Raw genomic sequence first — 15,960 nt, 5'->3', positions numbered from 1 at the left:
CATGCGGCATTGAAGGTCCATACCAATGAGTATGCTCCGGACGCGGCTCTTGTGAAGCGCGGGCGCGGGGGGAGCGAGACACACCTTTGCACAGGTCAGGGGCAGAGAACAACCGGTTCCAGTTTTTGCGCATTGCGTGCCCGGCGCTCACTATTTGACGAGCGGTCAATAAGCGGCCGGGACATTGCGGCGTATCGGCAAGTCAATTGGAAACGGTATTCACTCAACGCCCTTTCGGACTGCCCCGGGAACCATTGAGCAGGCGATCTCCGACTTTTTTGCCTGGTCATACGGATGTGGCGGCCTTCACCGCTCCTTCACAAGTCGGGTGCCAACCATTGGACCACTCCCCCGGTACGCTCCCGGCGGTCTCCCGTACCGATCACGGAACACGCGGTTGAAGTGAAACGGGCTGGCGAACCCCGAGGCGGCCGCGACGCGTTCCACGGACAGGTCGGTGCTCTCCAGCAACCGGGCGGCGTGCCGCAGCCGCGCTTCCCGCAACGCGCGCATGGGCGACTGCCCGAGCTGCTGCGTGAAGAGGTGGGCGAACCGGGAGGGCGAGAGGGCGACGTGCCCGGCGAGCGAGCGGACGGTGTGCGGGGCAGTCGGGTCGGCGGCGATCAGCGCGTGCGCGCGGCGCACCCGGGCATCCACGCCGGGCCGGGGCGGCTGGGTCCGCGCGCCGCCCGCGGTGCCCGCGGTGAGCAGGACGACCTCCTCCAGGGAGCAAAGAGCGAGCTCGCGGGCCGCGGTGCCGTGGGCCACGGCGACCGACTCCTCCCCCGGCTCCTGCCACGGCGCCGTCACCGGCGGCGCCTCCGTGCCCGTCCAGCGGGCATCGTCGAGCATCCGGCGAAACGCCGCCTCGATACGGCCGTGCACGGCGTCCGGCGTCGGCGTGACGACATACATCCCCGCACCCGCGTCGTACGGGCGCAGCCAGGACCGCCAGGAGGGACGGGCCTGGCAGTGCACCCACCAGAAGGCCCAGTGCGGCGCGCCCGGGGCCACCCCGTAGCCGTGCGCGACGCCGGGCGCGAGCACCACCAGGTCCCCCGCCCCGGCCCGCGCCTCGGTGCCCCCGTGCCGCAGGCGGCCCTGTCCGCCGGTCGTCCAGGTGAACAGCCAGCTGTCGGCGCCGCGCGGCCGGCTGATCCCGTAGGCCGGCGGCTGGTCGAAATGGCCGACCACCACCAGGCCCGGTGGCGGTGCGGGGGCACCGGGTGCAGCAGCCTCGGGCAATCCGTCAGCGGTCACAGTCATCCCTCTCGGGCGGGCGTCGGCCTAGCGTGGTCCATGTGAGGACACCTGACCGAGGAGCGGACGCATGACAGCCACGGACATGGGCGCCCCCGACGCCCCCATCCTGCCCGAGGCAGGGCTCCGCCGGTTCCGCGAGGACGGCTTCACGGTCGTACGCGGACTGTTCGGCCGCGACGAGATCGACCGGTTGTGCGCCCGGTTCGCGGCGCTGCACGCGGCCGGGCCGGTGCCCGGGCACTTCGAGCCGCGCCCCTCCGACAGCGACCCGCTGCGCGCGTATCCGAGGGTGATGCACCCGCACGAGATCGACGAGCTGTCCCTGCGGGTGCTCCTCGACGCGCGGCTTCGCACTGTGCTGGAGGCGCTGCTCGGGGAGGAGGTGCTCGCCGCGCAGAGCATGTTCTACTTCAAGCCGCCGGGAGCCCGGGGGCAGGCGCTGCACCAGGACAACTTCTATCTGCGGGTCGAGCCGGGCACCTGCGTGGCGGCGTGGATCGCCTGCGATGTGATCGACCGGGACAACGGCGGGCTCGAAGTCGTCCCCGGCACGCACGAGATGGATGTGTTCTGCCCGGAGAGGGCGGACGCCGAGGTGTCCTTCGCCCGGGAGTACGTCCCGCCGCCGCCCGGTCTGGCGGCCGTGCCCGTCGACATGGAGCCGGGGGACGTCCTGTTCTTCAACGGCAGCCTGGTGCACGGTTCGCAGCCCAACCGCACGCCGGACCGGTTCCGCCGTTCGTTCATCGGCCACTACGTGGGGCATTCGACCGAGCGGATCGGCGAGCACTACCGGACTTTGTCGATGAGCGGCGATCGTGTGCCGCTGGCGGAGAGCGCAGGGGCGGGCCCGTGCGGCACCGAGTTCGCGCCGTACGGGCCCCACTAGTCGCTGACCGGGTGTCAGGGGCCGGGTGGTCAGTGACCGATGACCGGATGCGGCGCGTACGGCTGCTGGAGCTCCGCCAACTCCTTCTCGGTGAGCTCCAGTTCGACCGCGGCCGCGGCGTCCTGGAGGTGCTGCGGCTTGGCGGCGCCGATGATCGGGGCCGTCACCGTGTCCTGGTGCAGCACCCAGGCGAGGGCGACCTGGGCGCGCGGTACGCCGCGTTCGTTCGCCACCCGCGTGACGGCCTCGACGACGACCCGGTCGCTGTCGACGTAGAGCCGGCTGCCGAAGTTGTCGCTCGCGCTGCGGTCGGTGACCGTGCCCCAGTCCCGGGTGAGCCGGCCGCGCGCCAACGGGCTCCACGGCAGCACGCCGACGCCCTGGTCGGCGCAGAGCGGCAGCATCTCGCGCTCCTCCTCGCGGTAGAGGAGGTTGTAGTAGTTCTGCATCGAGACGAACTTGGTCCAGCCGTGCCGCTCGGCCGTGTGCTGCATCTTGGAGAACTGCCAGGCATACATCGAACTCGCCCCGATGTACCGCACCTTGCCCGCCTTGACCAGGTCGTGCAGCGCCTCCATCGTCTCCTCGACCGGAGTGTGCGGGTCGAAGCGGTGGATCTGGTAGAGGTCGACGTAGTCGGTGCCGAGGCGGGCGAGGCTGTGGTCGATCTCGGTCAGGATGGCCTTGCGGGAGAGCCCGGCGCCGTTCGCCCCGGGCCGCATCCGGCCGTTGACCTTCGTCGCCAGCACGATCTCGTCCCGGCGGGCGAAGTCGCGCAGCGCCTTGCCGACGATCTCCTCGCTGGTGCCGTCGGAGTAGACGTTGGCGGTGTCGAAGAAGTTGATCCCTGCGTCCAGTGCCTGCCGGATCAGCGGCCGCGACGCCTCCTCGTCGAGGGTCCACTCGTGCGTGCCGCGGTCGGGGAGCCCGTAGGTCATGCAGCCCAGACAGATCCGCGAGACGTCCAGGCCCGTCGAACCGAGCTTCACGTACTGCATCGTTGCTGCTCCTGCCTTCGGGTGGGGTATCAGGGGGAGCGTACGTGGTCAGGCGCGCTCGACGCCGGTTCCGCCGGCGTCGCCCCACGGGATCTCGTCACCGGGGCGCGGCTAGCGGCGATCGAGCAGATCGAGCGCCCGTTCCCAGCCGAAATCCGGCCGCCCGCCGTCCTCTCCCGCCTCGCCGGAGTACGGATCCCCGAAGCGCACGCCCATCCCCCGCAGCCGTATCAGACTGTCCCCGTAGGCGGGATGGGCGGCGAGCGCGTCGGCGACGCAGGGGAGCACGGCGACGGGGACGCCGAGGCCGGACGCCTCGCACAGGGTGCCCAGGGCGAGGGTGTCGGCGATCCCGGCGGCCCACTTGTTGATCGTGTTGAAGGTGGCCGGGGCGACGACGACGGCGTCCGGCGGCGGGAAGGGACGCGGGTCGGCGGGTGTGCGCCAGGCCGAGCGGATCGGGCGGCCGGTCAGGGCCTCGACGGCGGCGGTGTCGAAGAAGCCGTTCATGGCGACCGGAGTCGCGATGACACCGACCTCCCAGTCCCGCTCCTGCGCGGCGCTGATCAGCTTGCTGACGTCCGCGGCGATTCCGGCGGCGCAGACGATGACGTGGAGGAAGGGTTTCCGGGCCTGTTGGGTCACCCGGGAACCCTACTCAGGATCCTCAACGGGCCTATTGCAGCGGGAAGCTGAGCCCGCGCTCGTTCTCGGGCCGAGGGCCGAGAATCCGGCGGTCCTTCTCCTCGATCGGCACGTCGTTGATGCTCGCCTCGCGCCGGGTCATCAACCCGTGCCCGTCGAACTCCCACAACTCGTTGCCGTACGACCGCCACCACCGGCCGTCGGCGTCCTGGCACTCGTACTGGAAGCGGACGGCGATGCGGTCGCCGTCGAAGGCCCACAGGTCCTTGCGCAGCGCGTACTCCTGCTCGCGCGCCCACTTGGCGGTGAGGAACTCGACGATCTCGGCGCGGCCGGTGACGAAGGTGCCGCGGTTGCGCCAGACGGAGTCCTCCGAGTAGGCGAGGGCCACCTTGTGCGGGTCGCGGGTGTTCCAGGCGTCCTCGGCGGCCTGCACCTTCTGTGCGGCGCTCTCGCGGGTGAACGGCGGCAGGGGCGGTCGGTCGGTCATGTCGTCCTCCGGGGTCGAAACGGCGGCAAGAGATGGGGAGAACGTGCGTTCTCCCCTTGACTGCTACCGTAGGAGAACGCACGTTCTCACGTCAAGGAGAGGCCATACATGGACAGCGCAACCGCCCGGGAGCAGGCACTGGACGCCGCGGAGCAGCTGTTCTACGGCCGCGGCATCCAGTCCGTCGGCATGGACGACATCCGGGGCGCGTCCGGGGTCTCGCTGAAGCGGCTCTATCAGCTCTTCCCGGCGAAGGAGCAGCTGGTCGAGGCCTATCTGGAGCGACGCGACGTGCGCTGGCGCGGGCAGCTCGCCGCGTACGTGGAGCGGCGAACGAACCCCGAGGAGCGCCTCCTGGCAGTCTTCGACTGGCTGGAGGAGTGGTTCGGCGAGGCGGACTTCCGCGGGTGCGCCTGGATCAACTCGTACGGCGAGCTGGGCGCCCGGTCGGAGCGGGTGGCGGACCAGGTCCGGGCACACAAGCGGGCGTTCCGGGACTACCTCGGCTCACTGGTCACGGCGGCCGGGCTGCCGGACGCACTGGCAGGGCAGCTGTATCTGCTGGCCGAGGGAGCCATGGTCACGGCGGGCATCACGGGCAGTACGCAACCGGCGGACGAGGCCCGGGAGGCGGCGCGGTCGCTGCTGGCGGCACGCTGGGTGTATTGACCCGCAGGGTTGTTGACGCGGGTGATGGGTGGCCCGGCGGCGACGCTCCGCCCGCCCGGCAACGTGGCGCGCGTGCGCGGCAGACGCCGTCGGACGGGCGGGATTCGACGCCAGGGCCCAGGGCCCGGCTCGGCCGGCACCGGCAGATCGGCGAGACGTCGCTGCCGGCGCCCGACATCCGCCGGGCCGGCCCCGCAGCCCTGCCGCCGAGTGCGGCGACGGAGCTACGGGCCAACCGGGCCGTACTCGATGGGCCGGGCCTCAACTCCCCTTTTCCGACAAGGTGATGGCGCTGACCGGGCAGGCCCGGGCGGCCTCCCGCACCATGGGGTCGCCGCCGCCGTCCTCGCGACCGGGGATCACCGCGCTGAAGCCGTCGTCGTCCTGGGTGAAGACGGACGGGGCGACCAGGGCGCACTGGCCGGCGCCGACGCAGAGGTCGTGGTCGATGTCGATGTGCATTTCGTCTGCTTCGCGCGTTTCGCGCGTTTCGTTGTGCATGACCGGAGCCTCTTACCAGGTCACGGGGAGTTCCAGCATCCCCTGGATCGTGTCGCCGGGTTTGAAGGGGATTTCCTCCGCGGGGGCGGCAAGCCGCAGGGTCGGCAACCGGTTCAGGAGGGTGCGCAGGGCGATCTCCATCTCGGCGCGGGCCAGGTTCTGGCCGAGGCACTGGTGGATGCCGAAGCCGAAGGCGACGTGGTGGCGGGCCGGGCGGTGCCAGTCCAGGGTGTCGGGGTCGGGGTAGAGGGCCTCGTCGCGGTTGATGACCGAGGTCGAGAAGAGCACGCCGTCGCCGGCCCGGATCGTCTCGCCGTCCGCCTCGATGTCCTCGACGGCGACCCGCAGCAGCCCGTCGGCGATCGACAGCATCCGCATGAGCTCCTCGACCGCGGCGGGCAGCAGTCCGGGGTCGGCGCGCAACTCGGCCAGACGGTCGGGGTGCTGGAGGAGCGTGAAGGTGCCCAGGGAGATCATGTTGGCGGTCGTCTCGTGGCCGGCGACCAGCAGGATGATCGCCATGGCGATGAGCTCCTCGCGGTCCAGATCGCCGTTGCGCAGCTGCTGGTGGACGAGTTCGCCCAGGACGCCGTCGGCCGCCTCCCCCTGCTTCTGCTTACGGTCGACGAGCTCCTCGAAGTAGGCCTCCATGCGGCTGCGTGCGTCCATGGAGTCGGCGGCCGTCGGCCCGCGCAGCAGCCTGCGGGACTGGCCCTCGAAGAAGTCGTGGTCCGCGTAGGGGACGCCGAGCAGGGCGCAGATCACCATCGACGGCACCGGCAGGGCGAACGCGTTCACCAGCTCGGCGGGCGGCCCCTGGGCGATCATCGCGTCGATCCGCTCGTCCACGATTCTCTGGATCCGCGGGCGCAGTTCGGCGGCGCGCTTGAGGGTGAAGCTGGGGATCATCATCCGCCGCTGGACGCGGTGTTCGGGGTCGTCGACGCCCAGCAGCGCGGTCCTGCGGCGGCGGACCTCGGCGAAGCGGGCATTGGTCGCGGGGAATTCGGGCCGGTTGGGATCGGTGGACAGTCGCCGGTCGGCCAGCAGGGTGCGGGCGAGCGTGTGGCCGGTGACCAGCCAGACGAGTCGGCCGTCGTAGAGCTTCACGCGGGCCAGCGGGCGCGCGTCGCGCAGGGGGTCGTAGGCGGTGGGCGGCTGGTACGGACAGGTGCGGCTCTGGGGGAAGGCGACGGTGTGGGATTCCGTCATGTCCGTCATGGAAGACCTCGCAGACGAAGAGTGCGTCGTGCCGATCTTCATTAGATGCCCGGGGCATCCAATGGGCGACGTCAAGTTCGGCCAGATCAGCCGCACGGGCAATCTGGCCGGGGATGGTCGCACGGAGCGGGGGGAAGATCGCACAGAGCTTCGATCTCGGGCCCGCCCGGCCGGATCCCCGCAGAAATTCGCTTGTCGGCGGGCGGCCGCCACCCACAGAATCCGGCCATGCCTACGACCATCGCCTTCCTGCCGCTGACCGACACCTTTCTCCCGGTGCCGGTCCAGCAGCAGCCCGGCCGTCCGTGGAGGCCGACGCATCCCGCGTCGTGACCGCCGCGCTCGTCGCGGGACTGCTCGCGGGCTTCGGCATCGCCATACCCGTCGGCGCGGTCGCGACCTACCTCGTCTCCCTCACCGCCCGCACGTCCCTGCGGACCGGCATCTGCGCCGCGCTGGGCGTGGCGACCGCCGACGGGCTCTACGCCCTCGTCGCCACCCTCGGCGGCACCGCCCTGGCCGCCGCGCTGCGTCCGGTGCTGGTGCCGCTGCGCTGGGCCTCCGCCCTGGTGCTGGCCGCCCTCGCGGTACGGGGCGCGGTGACCGCCGTACGTCAGTACCGCGACCACCGGCTCGCCGCCACCCGCACCACGCCCCCTCCCCCGAGTCCGGCACGCGCCTACCTGACGCTGCTCGGCATCACCCTGCTCAACCCGACCACCGTGATCTACTTCGCCGCCCTCGTCCTCGGCACCCGCGCGACGGGCCCCGTGCAACCCCTGGACCAGGGCGTCTTCGTCCTGGCCGCGTTCGCCGCGTCGGCGAGCTGGCAACTGCTGCTCGCCGGGGGCGGGGCGCTGCTGGGGCGCGTGCTGACGGGGCATCGCGGGCGGCTGGTGACGGCGCTGGTGTCGAGCGGCGTGATCCTGGCGTTGGGCATGCGGATGCTGGTGTAGTCGCCGCAGGATGAATCTTGCACGCAACGGTGTTGCAGCACGACGTCAGTCAGTACCAGGACACGACGATGGGACCGATGCCATGCCTCTTGACGGCGAGTACGAGCCCAGCCCCACCAAATGGGTCCGCGATCAGGTGGAGTTGTACGAGAGCTCCGGCGGCACCAAGGGCACGACCCTGATGAACACTGGGCGGCCCGTCATCCTGCTCACGACCCGTGGCGTCAGGAGCGGAAAGATCCGCAAGACGCCGCTGATGCGCGTGGAGCACGACGGCCGCTATGCCGCGGTGGCCTCGCTCGGCGGGGCGCCCAAGCACCCGGTCTGGTACCACAACGTCAAGGGCGACCCCCATGTGGAGCTCCAGGACGGTCCGACCAAGCAGGACATGAAAGCCCGCGAGATCACCGGTGCGGAGAAGGACGAGTGGTGGGAGCGGGCCGTCGCGGCGTATCCGCCCTATGCCGAGTACCAGCAGAAGACGGACCGGGTGATCCCGGTGTTCGTCCTGGAGCCGTTCGACCAGGACTGATCAGGCCCCGAAGAAGGCCGGACCGGGCCTCCCGCAGGGACCGGTCAGGGATCCGGAAACTTTTTCTCCCGGGGAACGCATGAACCCCCGTTCGCCGGGCACACGTGCGTCAGGCCCCGCCGCGTTCCCCCGTCGCGGCGGGGCTTTCTTGTGCCTCACGCGCGGAACGTTCGGTCACGTCGAGGAAGATCTGGTCCGCCTCGGCCACGGTCCGGGCGATGGACCGCTTGATGCGGACGGCGACCTCCTCCACCTGCTCGCTGTCGATCCCGGGCACCAGATCGACCCGGGCGGCCACCAGAGCCGTTTCCAGTCCGGTCTTCATCGTGAGCAGGGCTTCCACGCTGTCGATCTCCGGCTGGGCCTCCAGCAGCGCCCGGATCCGGGCGGCGGCTTCCGGGTCGGCGGCCTCCCCGATCAGCTGGTCGCGGGCGTCGCGGCCCAGGCGGAAGGCGACGTAGACGAGCAGTGCGCCGATCGCGAGCGACGCGGAGGCCTCCCACACGACCTGCCCGGTGACCATGTGCAACACCATGCCGGCGAAGGCGAGGGTCACCCCGACCACCGCCGTGCCGTCCTCGGCCACGACCGTGCGCAGGGCGGGGTCACGCAGGCCGCCCCCGACGCCGCCCTGCCGGCGTACCTGGTACAGCGCCCGCAGTAGCGACAGGCCCTCGGCGACGAAGGCGACACCGAGCACGACCAGGCCCACCACATAGCCGGTGAACTTCTCCTCGCCGCCGCCGCGCAGCGCCTCGAAGCCCTGGAAGAACGAGAAGCACCCGCCCATCACGAAGATGCCGACGGCCGCGAGCAGTGACCAGAAGAAGCGTTCCTTGCCGTAGCCGAAGGGATGGCGGGCGTCGGCGGGGCGGCGGCTGCGGCGCAGCGCGGCCAGCAGGAAGACCTCGTTCATGCTGTCCGCCACGGAGTGCGCCGCTTCCGACAGCAGCGCGGGTGACTGGGCGAGGAGTCCGCCGACCGCCTTGGCGACGGCGATGACGATATTGGCCGCGAGCGCCACCAGAACGGTGACGCGGGTCCTGTGGTCGGCGTTCGGTTCCTTGGAGGCGCTGCTCATTTGTCACTGACTGCCCCGGTCGTCGGGGCTCACACCGTGCCGTCGGCGGATTTCGGGGGACTCGGTGAGATCGGGGAACCCGGCAAGCGGCAGACGTGTTCGGCGGAGAGGAGCCAGGTCATGAGCGGCGGGGGCAACACCGCCTACGGGAGGAAGAGGTTCCAGCGGTCGAGGGCCCATTTCACGGACCGGATCACCGCGGACGGGCGGGACGGCTGGCCGGTGGAGGCGGGGCGCTACCGTCTGGTGGTCAGCCGTGCCTGTCCGTGGGCAAGCCGGTCACTGGTGTCCCGGAGGCTGCTCGGCCTGGAGGACGCCTTGTCGCTGGCGGTCGCCGACCCGATCCAGGACGACCGCAGCTGGCGCTTCACGCTGGACCCCGACGACCGTGACCCGGTGCTCGGCATCCGCTTCCTCAGCGAGGCCTACGACAAGCGGGAGACCGACTACCCGGGCGGCGTCAGCGTGCCCGCGATCGTGGACATGCCCAGCGGCCGCCTCGTCACCAACGACTACCAGCGGATCACCATCGACCTCGCCACCGAGTGGACGGCCCTGCACCGCGAGGGGGCACCCGATCTCTATCCGGAGGGGCTGCGGGACGAGATCGACGCCGTGATGGCGGACGTCTACGACGACGTCAACAACGGGGTGTACCGGGCGGGCTTCGCCACCGGGCAGCAGGAGTACGCGCACGCGTACGCGCGTCTGTTCCGGCGGCTGGAGCTGCTGGCCGACCGACTGGCCGGACAGCGCTATCTGGTCGGCGACACGATCACCGAGGCGGACATCCGGCTGTTCACCACACTGGTGCGTTTCGACGCCGTCTATCACGGCCACTTCAAGTGCAACCGCTGGAAGTTGACGGAGAACCAGGTGCTGTGGGCGTACGTCCGCGACCTCTACCAGACGCCGGGGTTCGGTGACACCGTCGACTTCGACCACATCAAACGGCACTACTACGAAGTCCACAGCGGCATCAACCCGACCGGAATCGTGCCCCTCGGGCCGGACCTGTCGGGCTGGCTGACGCCGCATCACCGTCAGGAGCTGGGCGGCAGTCCGTTCGGCGACGGGACACCGCCCGGGCCGGTTCCCGAGGCCGAGCGCGTACCGGCGCAAGGACGACCCTGACCGACGAAGGAGGCGCAGACGCACATGGCCAAGAAGAACAAGCAGAAGAAGATGAAGCTCCCCCTCGCCTACAAGCCCCTCGGATTCGCCCTCGGCTGGGCGAGCGGGGCGCTGGCCGGGCTCGCCTTCCGCAAGACCTGGATGGCGATCCGGCATGAAGAGGACGCCCCCGACGCCCTGGACCGGGACCGCGGCTGGGGAGAGATCGTGCTCGCGGCAGCGGTGCAGGGCGCCCTGTTCGCGGCGGCCCGCAGCCTGGCGGACCGCACGGGCGCGAAGGCGATCGAGCGCTCGACGGGAGTGTGGCCGGTCAGCGAGAAGGGCGGCCGGGACTGACGGCCCGCCCCGGCGGTCCCGCCGGCACCGAGGGAGGACCGGGGTCCTGCTTCGGTGCCGGCGGAGGAACTCAGCCCTGCTTCGGTGCCGTCGGGGCCACCGTGCGCAGCATGAAGGAGTGGCCGGCCGGGTCGGCGTAGCCGCGTTCCTCGTAGGGGCCTGCCGCGTCCTTGGCCTCCACCGGACGGCCGCCGAGTCCGACGATCTTGCGCTCCGCCTCGTCCAGGTCCTCCACCACGAAGTCCAGGTGGGCCTGGAGGGAGTTCTCCGGGCGCGGCCAGCTCGGCGGGGTGGCGTTCATGTCGCGACGGAACGCCAGCCGGGTCCCATCGGCGCCCCTGATCTCGACGCGGTTGGCGGTCGCGTCCGTCATCTCGCCTTCCAGCAGATCCCGGTAGAACTCGGCGAGCTTCTCGGGCTCGGCACAGTCGAGCACCACGAAGCCCGCTTTCACCAGTGGCATGACTCCTCCGAAGGGTCCGGGGCACGGGACGGTCCTGCCCCGTCGCCTGCACCCCAACGGGTGTCCCGGCCGGGCGGTTTCAGTCCGCCACCAGCCACTCGCCGTCCCGCATCAGTTCCCGCCCGACCAGCTCGTCCGCCTCACGCCAGGCCTGCACCCGGGTCGGCCGGACGCGGAAGTACAGGTAGGGCTTGCTGAGTCGGCGCGGGTCGAAGCCGGTTCTGGTCGCGAAGAGGTCGCCCTCCTCCTGGGACAATTCGGCCGGGGTGATCGTCTCGACCGTCCCCTCGACCATGACGACGTCGCGGGTCGGCCCGATGCCGAGGCGGATTCTGCCGGTCGCCTTCAGGTTCCGTCCGGTCGGGCTCGTGGCCGGTGTGGCGAGCAGCAGGGTCGAGCCGTCCCACAGGAAGGACAGGGGGACGAGGTACGGCACTCCCCCGGCGGCGTCCGCGGTGGCGACCCACACGTCCTCGTCGTGTTCCAGTCGGTGCAGGGTGTCCAGTTTGCGCTGCTTGGCGGGGCGTGCGGGTGGCCGGGTCATCGGCGAACGGTCTCCTCACTGAACGGCGTCGACGGGCGGGTCCAGTGTGGCCCTCGGACGTCCCGCCCGGGGATGGATTTCCGTCAGTCGGGCCGCGGCGGCGGTGAGCAGCAGGTCCAGGGCCGCCGGATAGGAGCTGTTGGGCATGTCGGCGACGAGATGGCGGGCGGTGGCGGCGATGTGCGGGTGGGAGTCGGCCGGGAGCCGCGCGTACGTCGCCCGCCAGACGGCCACCTCCGCCTCGCGTGCGGCCCTGGGCATCGCCACGCTCGCCGAGTCGAGGGCGCCGTACGCGAGGGCCTGGTCGACGAAGGCGTGGTAGATCCGCACCGCGTCCGCGTCGGGGAACCCGGCATCGCGCAGCACGCCGAGGATGGTCTCGACGGCCTGGATCTCGTACGCCCGGCCGGTCACCCGGTACGAGCTGAGCACCGCCGCCCGGGGATGGGCGAGGGCGCCCGCGTGCATGCGCAGGCCGAGATCCCGCAGGTCGGCCCGCCAGTCGCCGGTGGGACGCCAGGTGCGCAGGGTACGGCCGATGAGTTCGTCGGCGATGGCGAGCATCAGGTCGTCGGTGTGCCGGAAGTACCGGTACAGCGAGCTGGGGTCGGCGCCGAGCGCACGGCCGAGGCGGCGTACCGAGAGGGCGTCGGTGCCGTGTTCCTCGATCAGCCTGAGGGCCGTCTCCACGATCAGCTCCTCGGACAGGACGACGCCCTGCTTGGTCGGGCGCCTGCGCTGCCGGGCGGTGGGCGGGACGACGCGGTCGGTCATGGGCGCCTCCGGGGCCGGTGGATACGGGGGTCGCTGGGCGAGACCTTACGACAACACCGTTGACCTGTTAACCCCCCGGACAGTTTCATGTCCGCTCATCGGGGCCGCCCAGGCCCCCCGGTGCGAGCGGAGACCGGCCATGTCCGACAACCCCTACAGCGTCGACCCTCCCGCGCGGCCCGAGCTGCGCAAGTCCCTCGGCGTCCTGGACGGCGTCGCCATCGCGGCGTCCAGCACGGCCGCGACCACCAGCATCGGCATCGGGCTCGGCGTCACGGCCGGTGTGGTCGGGCTGCATCTGCCGGCGATCATGCTGCTGGCGTTCCTGCCGGTCCTGGGCATCGCGGGCGCCTTCTCCCGGCTGAACAAGGTCGAGCCGAACGCGGGCAACGGCTATGTGTGGGTGGGCCGTTCACTCACGCCCTGGCTGGGCTTCATGGTCGGCTGGGTGAATCTCGTGGCCGTGCTCGCGTTCCTCGCGTACACCACCGCGGTCACCGGTTCGGCCCTGCTCCAGCTGGCCGGGGACGCCGGGCTGCACCGGGTGGGCGGCCTCGCGCTGGACCCGGGTTCGACCGCGCAGACGACCGCGGTCGGCATCCTGGTCCTGGTGGCGGTCACGCTGACCGCCGTGTCCGGCATACGCACCGCCGCGCGCCTCCAGGCCGGGCTGCTGGTCTTCGAGTACGTCGTCCTGCTGGGCTTTTGCGGATACGGCATCGTCACCGGCCCGCACGACTTCAGCCTGAGCTGGTTCGACCCGTTCGCGATCCCCTCGGCGACGGCGCTCGCGCAGGGGCTGCTGCTGTCCGTGTTCTGCTACTGGGGCTTCGAGTCGGCGTTCAGCGTCAACGAGGAGGTCCGCGACCTGCGCGACGCCTCCCGGGCCGGCCTCACCACCCTGTTCACCATGCTGGGCCTGTTCCTGCTCGGCTCGATCGCCTTCCAACGCGTGCTGTCCGAGGAGGAGTTGGTCGGCCACGGCGCCGAGGGCCTGGCCTTCTTCGGCGACCGGCTGGCGTCCCAGCCATGGGCGGCGCTCCCCCTGATCGCCCTGATGTTCTCGGCGGTCGCCTCCCTGCAGGCCGGGGTGATTCCCACGGCCCGGGCGATGTTCGCGATGAGCCGGGACCGCACGCTCGGGCCGGTGTGGTCCAAGGTCAGCCCCCGGTACGGCACTCCGGCCGCCGGGACGGTGCTCATCGGCGCGCTCGCGGCGGTGGTCGCGGGACTGGCGCTGGTCATCCCCCGGCTCGCCGACATGATCATGGCGACGGTGAGCGCCGTGGGCATCGTGGTCGCCCTGTCCTACGCCCTCACGGCCATCGCGGCCGCCGTGCGCTTCCGCTCCCTTCTGCACGAGGACTGGCGCGAGGGCATACGTGCGGTCGTCCTCCCCGCAATGAGCGCGGCCGCCCTGCTCGGCCTCGGCGGCTACCTCGGCTGGTCGTTCTACACCTCCGCCGACCACTTCGAAATCAGCGCGGACAACGGCTGGTTCCTGCTGGCCACCCCCCTGGCGATGATCGCGTCCGGCTTCGTGGCCGCCGCCTGGGCCAAGTGGGTGCGCAGGTCGCCCTACTTCCGCACCGGCAGGGGCACCGACGCCGACGCGCCCCGGCTCATCGCCACCTCCTCCCGATAACCCCCTACCAGGAAGCGGACCATGCACGCAGATCTCCTCTTCACCGGCGGCCCCGTCCTCACTCCCGAGGGCCGCGCCGCGACCGCCGTGGCCGTCACCGGCGACCGCATCACTGCCGTAGGGCGGGATGAGGTGCACGATCTCGCCGGACCGCGGACGGAGGTGGTGGACCTCGCCGGGCGGCTGTTGCTGCCCGGATTCCAGGACGCGCACGTGCATCCGGTGCCTGCGGGGCTGGAGCTCACCCAGTGCGACCTCACCGGGGCGAAGACGGCGGACGAGACCCTGGCCGCGGTGCGCGCGTACGCCGACGCGCATCCCGAACGGGAGTGGATCACCGGCGGCGGCTGGTCGATGGAGGCGTTCGAGGGCGGTACGCCGACGAAGGAGCTGCTGGACGCGGTGGCGCCCGACCGGCCGGTCTATCTGCCCAACCGCGACCATCACGGCGCCTGGGTCAACAGCCGCGCCCTCGCGCTCGCGGGCATCACACGCGACACACCCGACCCTGCCGACGGGCGGATCGACCGGGACGCCTCCGGCGAGCCGAGCGGCACCCTGCAGGAGGGGGCGATGCAGCTGGTGGGGCGGCTCACCCCGCCCGCCACCGCGGCCGACCGGGTGGCGGCCCTGCTGCACGCCCAGCGGCATCTGCACGCGCTCGGCATCACGGCCTGGCAGGACGCGCTGGTCGGTGACTTCCTCGGCATGGACGACCCGTCACAGGCCTATCTGACGGCCGCGCGGGACGGCTCGCTCACCGCCCGTGTCGTCGGGGCACTGTGGTGGGACCGCGAGCGCGGCGCCGAGCAGATTCCCGAACTGGTCGAGAAGCGGGCCGCGTTGAGCCACGGCCGCTTCCGCGCCGGGACCGTCAAGCTGATGCTGGACGGCGTCGCCGAGACCGGGACGGCGGCGCTGCTGGAGCCCTACCTCGACAAGTGCGGCTGCGCGACCGCCAACCGGGGCACCAGTTTCATCGACGCGGGGCAGCTGCCCAAGTACGTCACCGAGTTGGACGCGTTGGGCTTCCAGTGCCACTTCCACGCCCTGGGCGACCGGGCCGTACGCGACGCACTGGACGCGATCGAGGCGGCGCGGACCGCGAACGGACCGAGCGACACGCGACCCCACCTGGCCCATCTCCAGGTTGTCCAGCCGGCCGACGTGCCGCGCTTCGCCCGACTCGGGGCCACGGCGAACATCCAGCCGCTGTGGGCCGCGCACGAGCCGCAGATGGACCAGCTGACGATTCCGTTCCTTGGGCCCGAACGCGCCGCGTGGCAGTACCCGTTCGGCGCGCTGCTGCGTTCGGGCGCGCGGCTCGCGGCGGGCAGCGACTGGCCGGTGAGCAGTCCCGATCCGCTGCATGGCATCCATGTGGCGGTCAACCGGGTGGCGCCGGGCGAGGGCGACACGCCGGTGTTCCTGCCCGGCGAACGGATCGGACTCGCCGAGGCGTTGACCGCCTACACGGCGGGCTCGGCGTATGTGAACCACCTCGACGACACGGGCGAGATCCGTGCGGGAGCGCTGGCGGATCTCGTGGTCCTGGACCGCGATCCGTTCGACGGGCCGCCCGGGGAGATCGCGGAGGCGCGTGTAGCTGTCACTTACGTCGGGGGCGCGCGAGTATACGCAGCTCATGAGGCTTGAGCAGTAACGGAGATCACGGTCCGGTTACGCGTAGATCATTTACCCTCCGGGCAGTCTCGTAGCGCTTTTCGTTTCAACTTGCGCATCGGGAAGGTGAGTTCGAATGGGCGGGCGGTCGTGCGGCCGCCCGCTCTCAGGGCGGGGAGAGACCTCGCCGCGTCCC

The 15,960-nt window shown here is 71.2% G+C and carries 18 protein-coding genes; 8 read left to right on the top strand and 10 right to left on the bottom strand.

From position 1 onward, the window contains the following. Positions 1-306 precede the first annotated feature (306 nt). Positions 307-1,266, bottom strand: a complete 960-nt coding sequence (locus ACWGDB_RS00930; RefSeq protein WP_453820419.1) for a helix-turn-helix domain-containing protein — start codon at positions 1,264-1,266, stop codon at positions 307-309. Positions 1,267-1,330: 64 nt separating this feature from the next. Between ACWGDB_RS00930 and ACWGDB_RS00925 the strand changes: the two genes are divergently transcribed. Beyond that, positions 1,331-2,152, top strand: coding sequence for a phytanoyl-CoA dioxygenase family protein (locus tag ACWGDB_RS00925; protein ID WP_453820418.1), 822 nt, complete (start codon positions 1,331-1,333; stop codon positions 2,150-2,152). A 29-nt stretch (positions 2,153-2,181) separates the two neighbouring features. Here the strand turns inward: ACWGDB_RS00925 and ACWGDB_RS00920 are convergent, their stop codons facing one another. The 3 genes from ACWGDB_RS00920 to ACWGDB_RS00910 all read right to left on the bottom strand — a co-directional run bounded on the left by ACWGDB_RS00920 (position 2,182) and on the right by ACWGDB_RS00910 (position 4,285). Continuing rightward, entirely contained in the window at positions 2,182-3,150 is a 969-nt protein-coding gene (locus tag ACWGDB_RS00920) for an aldo/keto reductase (RefSeq protein ID WP_453820417.1), read from the bottom strand. Positions 3,151-3,261: 111 nt separating this feature from the next. Continuing rightward, a complete protein-coding gene (locus ACWGDB_RS00915) occupies positions 3,262-3,795 on the bottom strand; it encodes a flavoprotein (protein WP_453820416.1) in 534 nt (177 codons plus the stop codon). Positions 3,796-3,826: 31 nt separating this feature from the next. Then, a complete protein-coding gene (locus ACWGDB_RS00910) occupies positions 3,827-4,285 on the bottom strand; it encodes a nuclear transport factor 2 family protein (protein ID WP_453820415.1) in 459 nt (152 codons plus the stop codon). 108 nt (positions 4,286-4,393) lie between these two features. Here ACWGDB_RS00910 and ACWGDB_RS00905 point away from each other — a divergent pair, with 108 nt between their 5' ends. Then, a complete protein-coding gene (locus tag ACWGDB_RS00905) occupies positions 4,394-4,954 on the top strand; it encodes a TetR/AcrR family transcriptional regulator (RefSeq protein ID WP_453820414.1) in 561 nt (186 codons plus the stop codon). Positions 4,955-5,215: 261 nt separating this feature from the next. Here ACWGDB_RS00905 and ACWGDB_RS00900 read toward each other — a convergent pair whose 3' ends face one another. Together ACWGDB_RS00900 and ACWGDB_RS00895 are read right to left on the bottom strand one after the other, a co-directional pair. Continuing rightward, a complete protein-coding gene (locus ACWGDB_RS00900) occupies positions 5,216-5,416 on the bottom strand; it encodes a ferredoxin (RefSeq protein WP_453820735.1) in 201 nt (66 codons plus the stop codon). Between the two features lie 51 nt (positions 5,417-5,467). Continuing rightward, positions 5,468-6,676 carry a cytochrome P450 gene (locus ACWGDB_RS00895; RefSeq protein WP_453820413.1) on the bottom strand — a complete coding sequence of 403 codons (1,209 nt, stop codon included), beginning with the start codon at positions 6,674-6,676 and terminating at the stop codon, positions 5,468-5,470. A gap of 305 nt (positions 6,677-6,981) precedes the next feature. Here ACWGDB_RS00895 and ACWGDB_RS00890 point away from each other — a divergent pair, with 305 nt between their 5' ends. Together ACWGDB_RS00890 and ACWGDB_RS00885 are read left to right on the top strand one after the other, a co-directional pair. Next, positions 6,982-7,632 carry a LysE family transporter gene (locus ACWGDB_RS00890; protein WP_453820412.1) on the top strand — a complete coding sequence of 217 codons (651 nt, stop codon included), beginning with the start codon at positions 6,982-6,984 and terminating at the stop codon, positions 7,630-7,632. 82 nt (positions 7,633-7,714) lie between these two features. Further along, positions 7,715-8,164, top strand: coding sequence for a nitroreductase family deazaflavin-dependent oxidoreductase (locus ACWGDB_RS00885; RefSeq protein ID WP_383631394.1), 450 nt, complete (start codon positions 7,715-7,717; stop codon positions 8,162-8,164). 109 nt (positions 8,165-8,273) lie between these two features. Here ACWGDB_RS00885 and ACWGDB_RS00880 read toward each other — a convergent pair whose 3' ends face one another. Continuing rightward, positions 8,274-9,245: a cation diffusion facilitator family transporter gene (locus ACWGDB_RS00880; RefSeq protein ID WP_453820411.1), complete on the bottom strand. Its 972-nt coding sequence runs from the start codon at positions 9,243-9,245 to the stop codon at positions 8,274-8,276. Between the two features lie 120 nt (positions 9,246-9,365). Between ACWGDB_RS00880 and ACWGDB_RS00875 the strand changes: the two genes are divergently transcribed. Then, positions 9,366-10,379 (top strand): glutathione S-transferase family protein, encoded by a 1,014-nt coding sequence (locus tag ACWGDB_RS00875; protein ID WP_453820410.1) that lies wholly within the window; start codon positions 9,366-9,368, stop codon positions 10,377-10,379. Between the two features lie 24 nt (positions 10,380-10,403). Continuing rightward, positions 10,404-10,715 carry a DUF4235 domain-containing protein gene (locus ACWGDB_RS00870; protein ID WP_383601483.1) on the top strand — a complete coding sequence of 104 codons (312 nt, stop codon included), beginning with the start codon at positions 10,404-10,406 and terminating at the stop codon, positions 10,713-10,715. Between the two features lie 70 nt (positions 10,716-10,785). On the opposite strand, the gene ACWGDB_RS00865 is transcribed toward ACWGDB_RS00870, so the two are convergent. The 3 genes from ACWGDB_RS00865 to ACWGDB_RS00855 form a co-directional block, all read right to left on the bottom strand. Next, the gene (locus ACWGDB_RS00865; RefSeq protein ID WP_363036273.1) at positions 10,786-11,178 is read right to left on the bottom strand and encodes a VOC family protein; all 393 of its coding nucleotides are present in this window, start codon (positions 11,176-11,178) and stop codon (positions 10,786-10,788) included. Positions 11,179-11,257: 79 nt separating this feature from the next. Then, positions 11,258-11,722, bottom strand: coding sequence for a pyridoxamine 5'-phosphate oxidase family protein (locus tag ACWGDB_RS00860; protein ID WP_453820409.1), 465 nt, complete (start codon positions 11,720-11,722; stop codon positions 11,258-11,260). Positions 11,723-11,737: 15 nt separating this feature from the next. Further along, positions 11,738-12,496: a TetR/AcrR family transcriptional regulator gene (locus ACWGDB_RS00855; protein WP_453820408.1), complete on the bottom strand. Its 759-nt coding sequence runs from the start codon at positions 12,494-12,496 to the stop codon at positions 11,738-11,740. Positions 12,497-12,635: 139 nt separating this feature from the next. Here ACWGDB_RS00855 and ACWGDB_RS00850 point away from each other — a divergent pair, with 139 nt between their 5' ends. Then, positions 12,636-14,141, top strand: coding sequence for an APC family permease (locus ACWGDB_RS00850; RefSeq protein ID WP_453820407.1), 1,506 nt, complete (start codon positions 12,636-12,638; stop codon positions 14,139-14,141). A 21-nt stretch (positions 14,142-14,162) separates the two neighbouring features. Further along, positions 14,163-15,797, top strand: a complete 1,635-nt coding sequence (locus tag ACWGDB_RS00845; RefSeq protein WP_453820406.1) for an amidohydrolase — start codon at positions 14,163-14,165, stop codon at positions 15,795-15,797. Positions 15,798-15,960 lie beyond the last annotated feature (163 nt).

It is taken from the genome of Streptomyces sp. NPDC055013 (assembly GCF_053608645.1).
The sequence above is the reverse complement of the archived record's forward strand: the minus strand, read 5'-3'. Positions and strand labels throughout refer to the sequence as shown.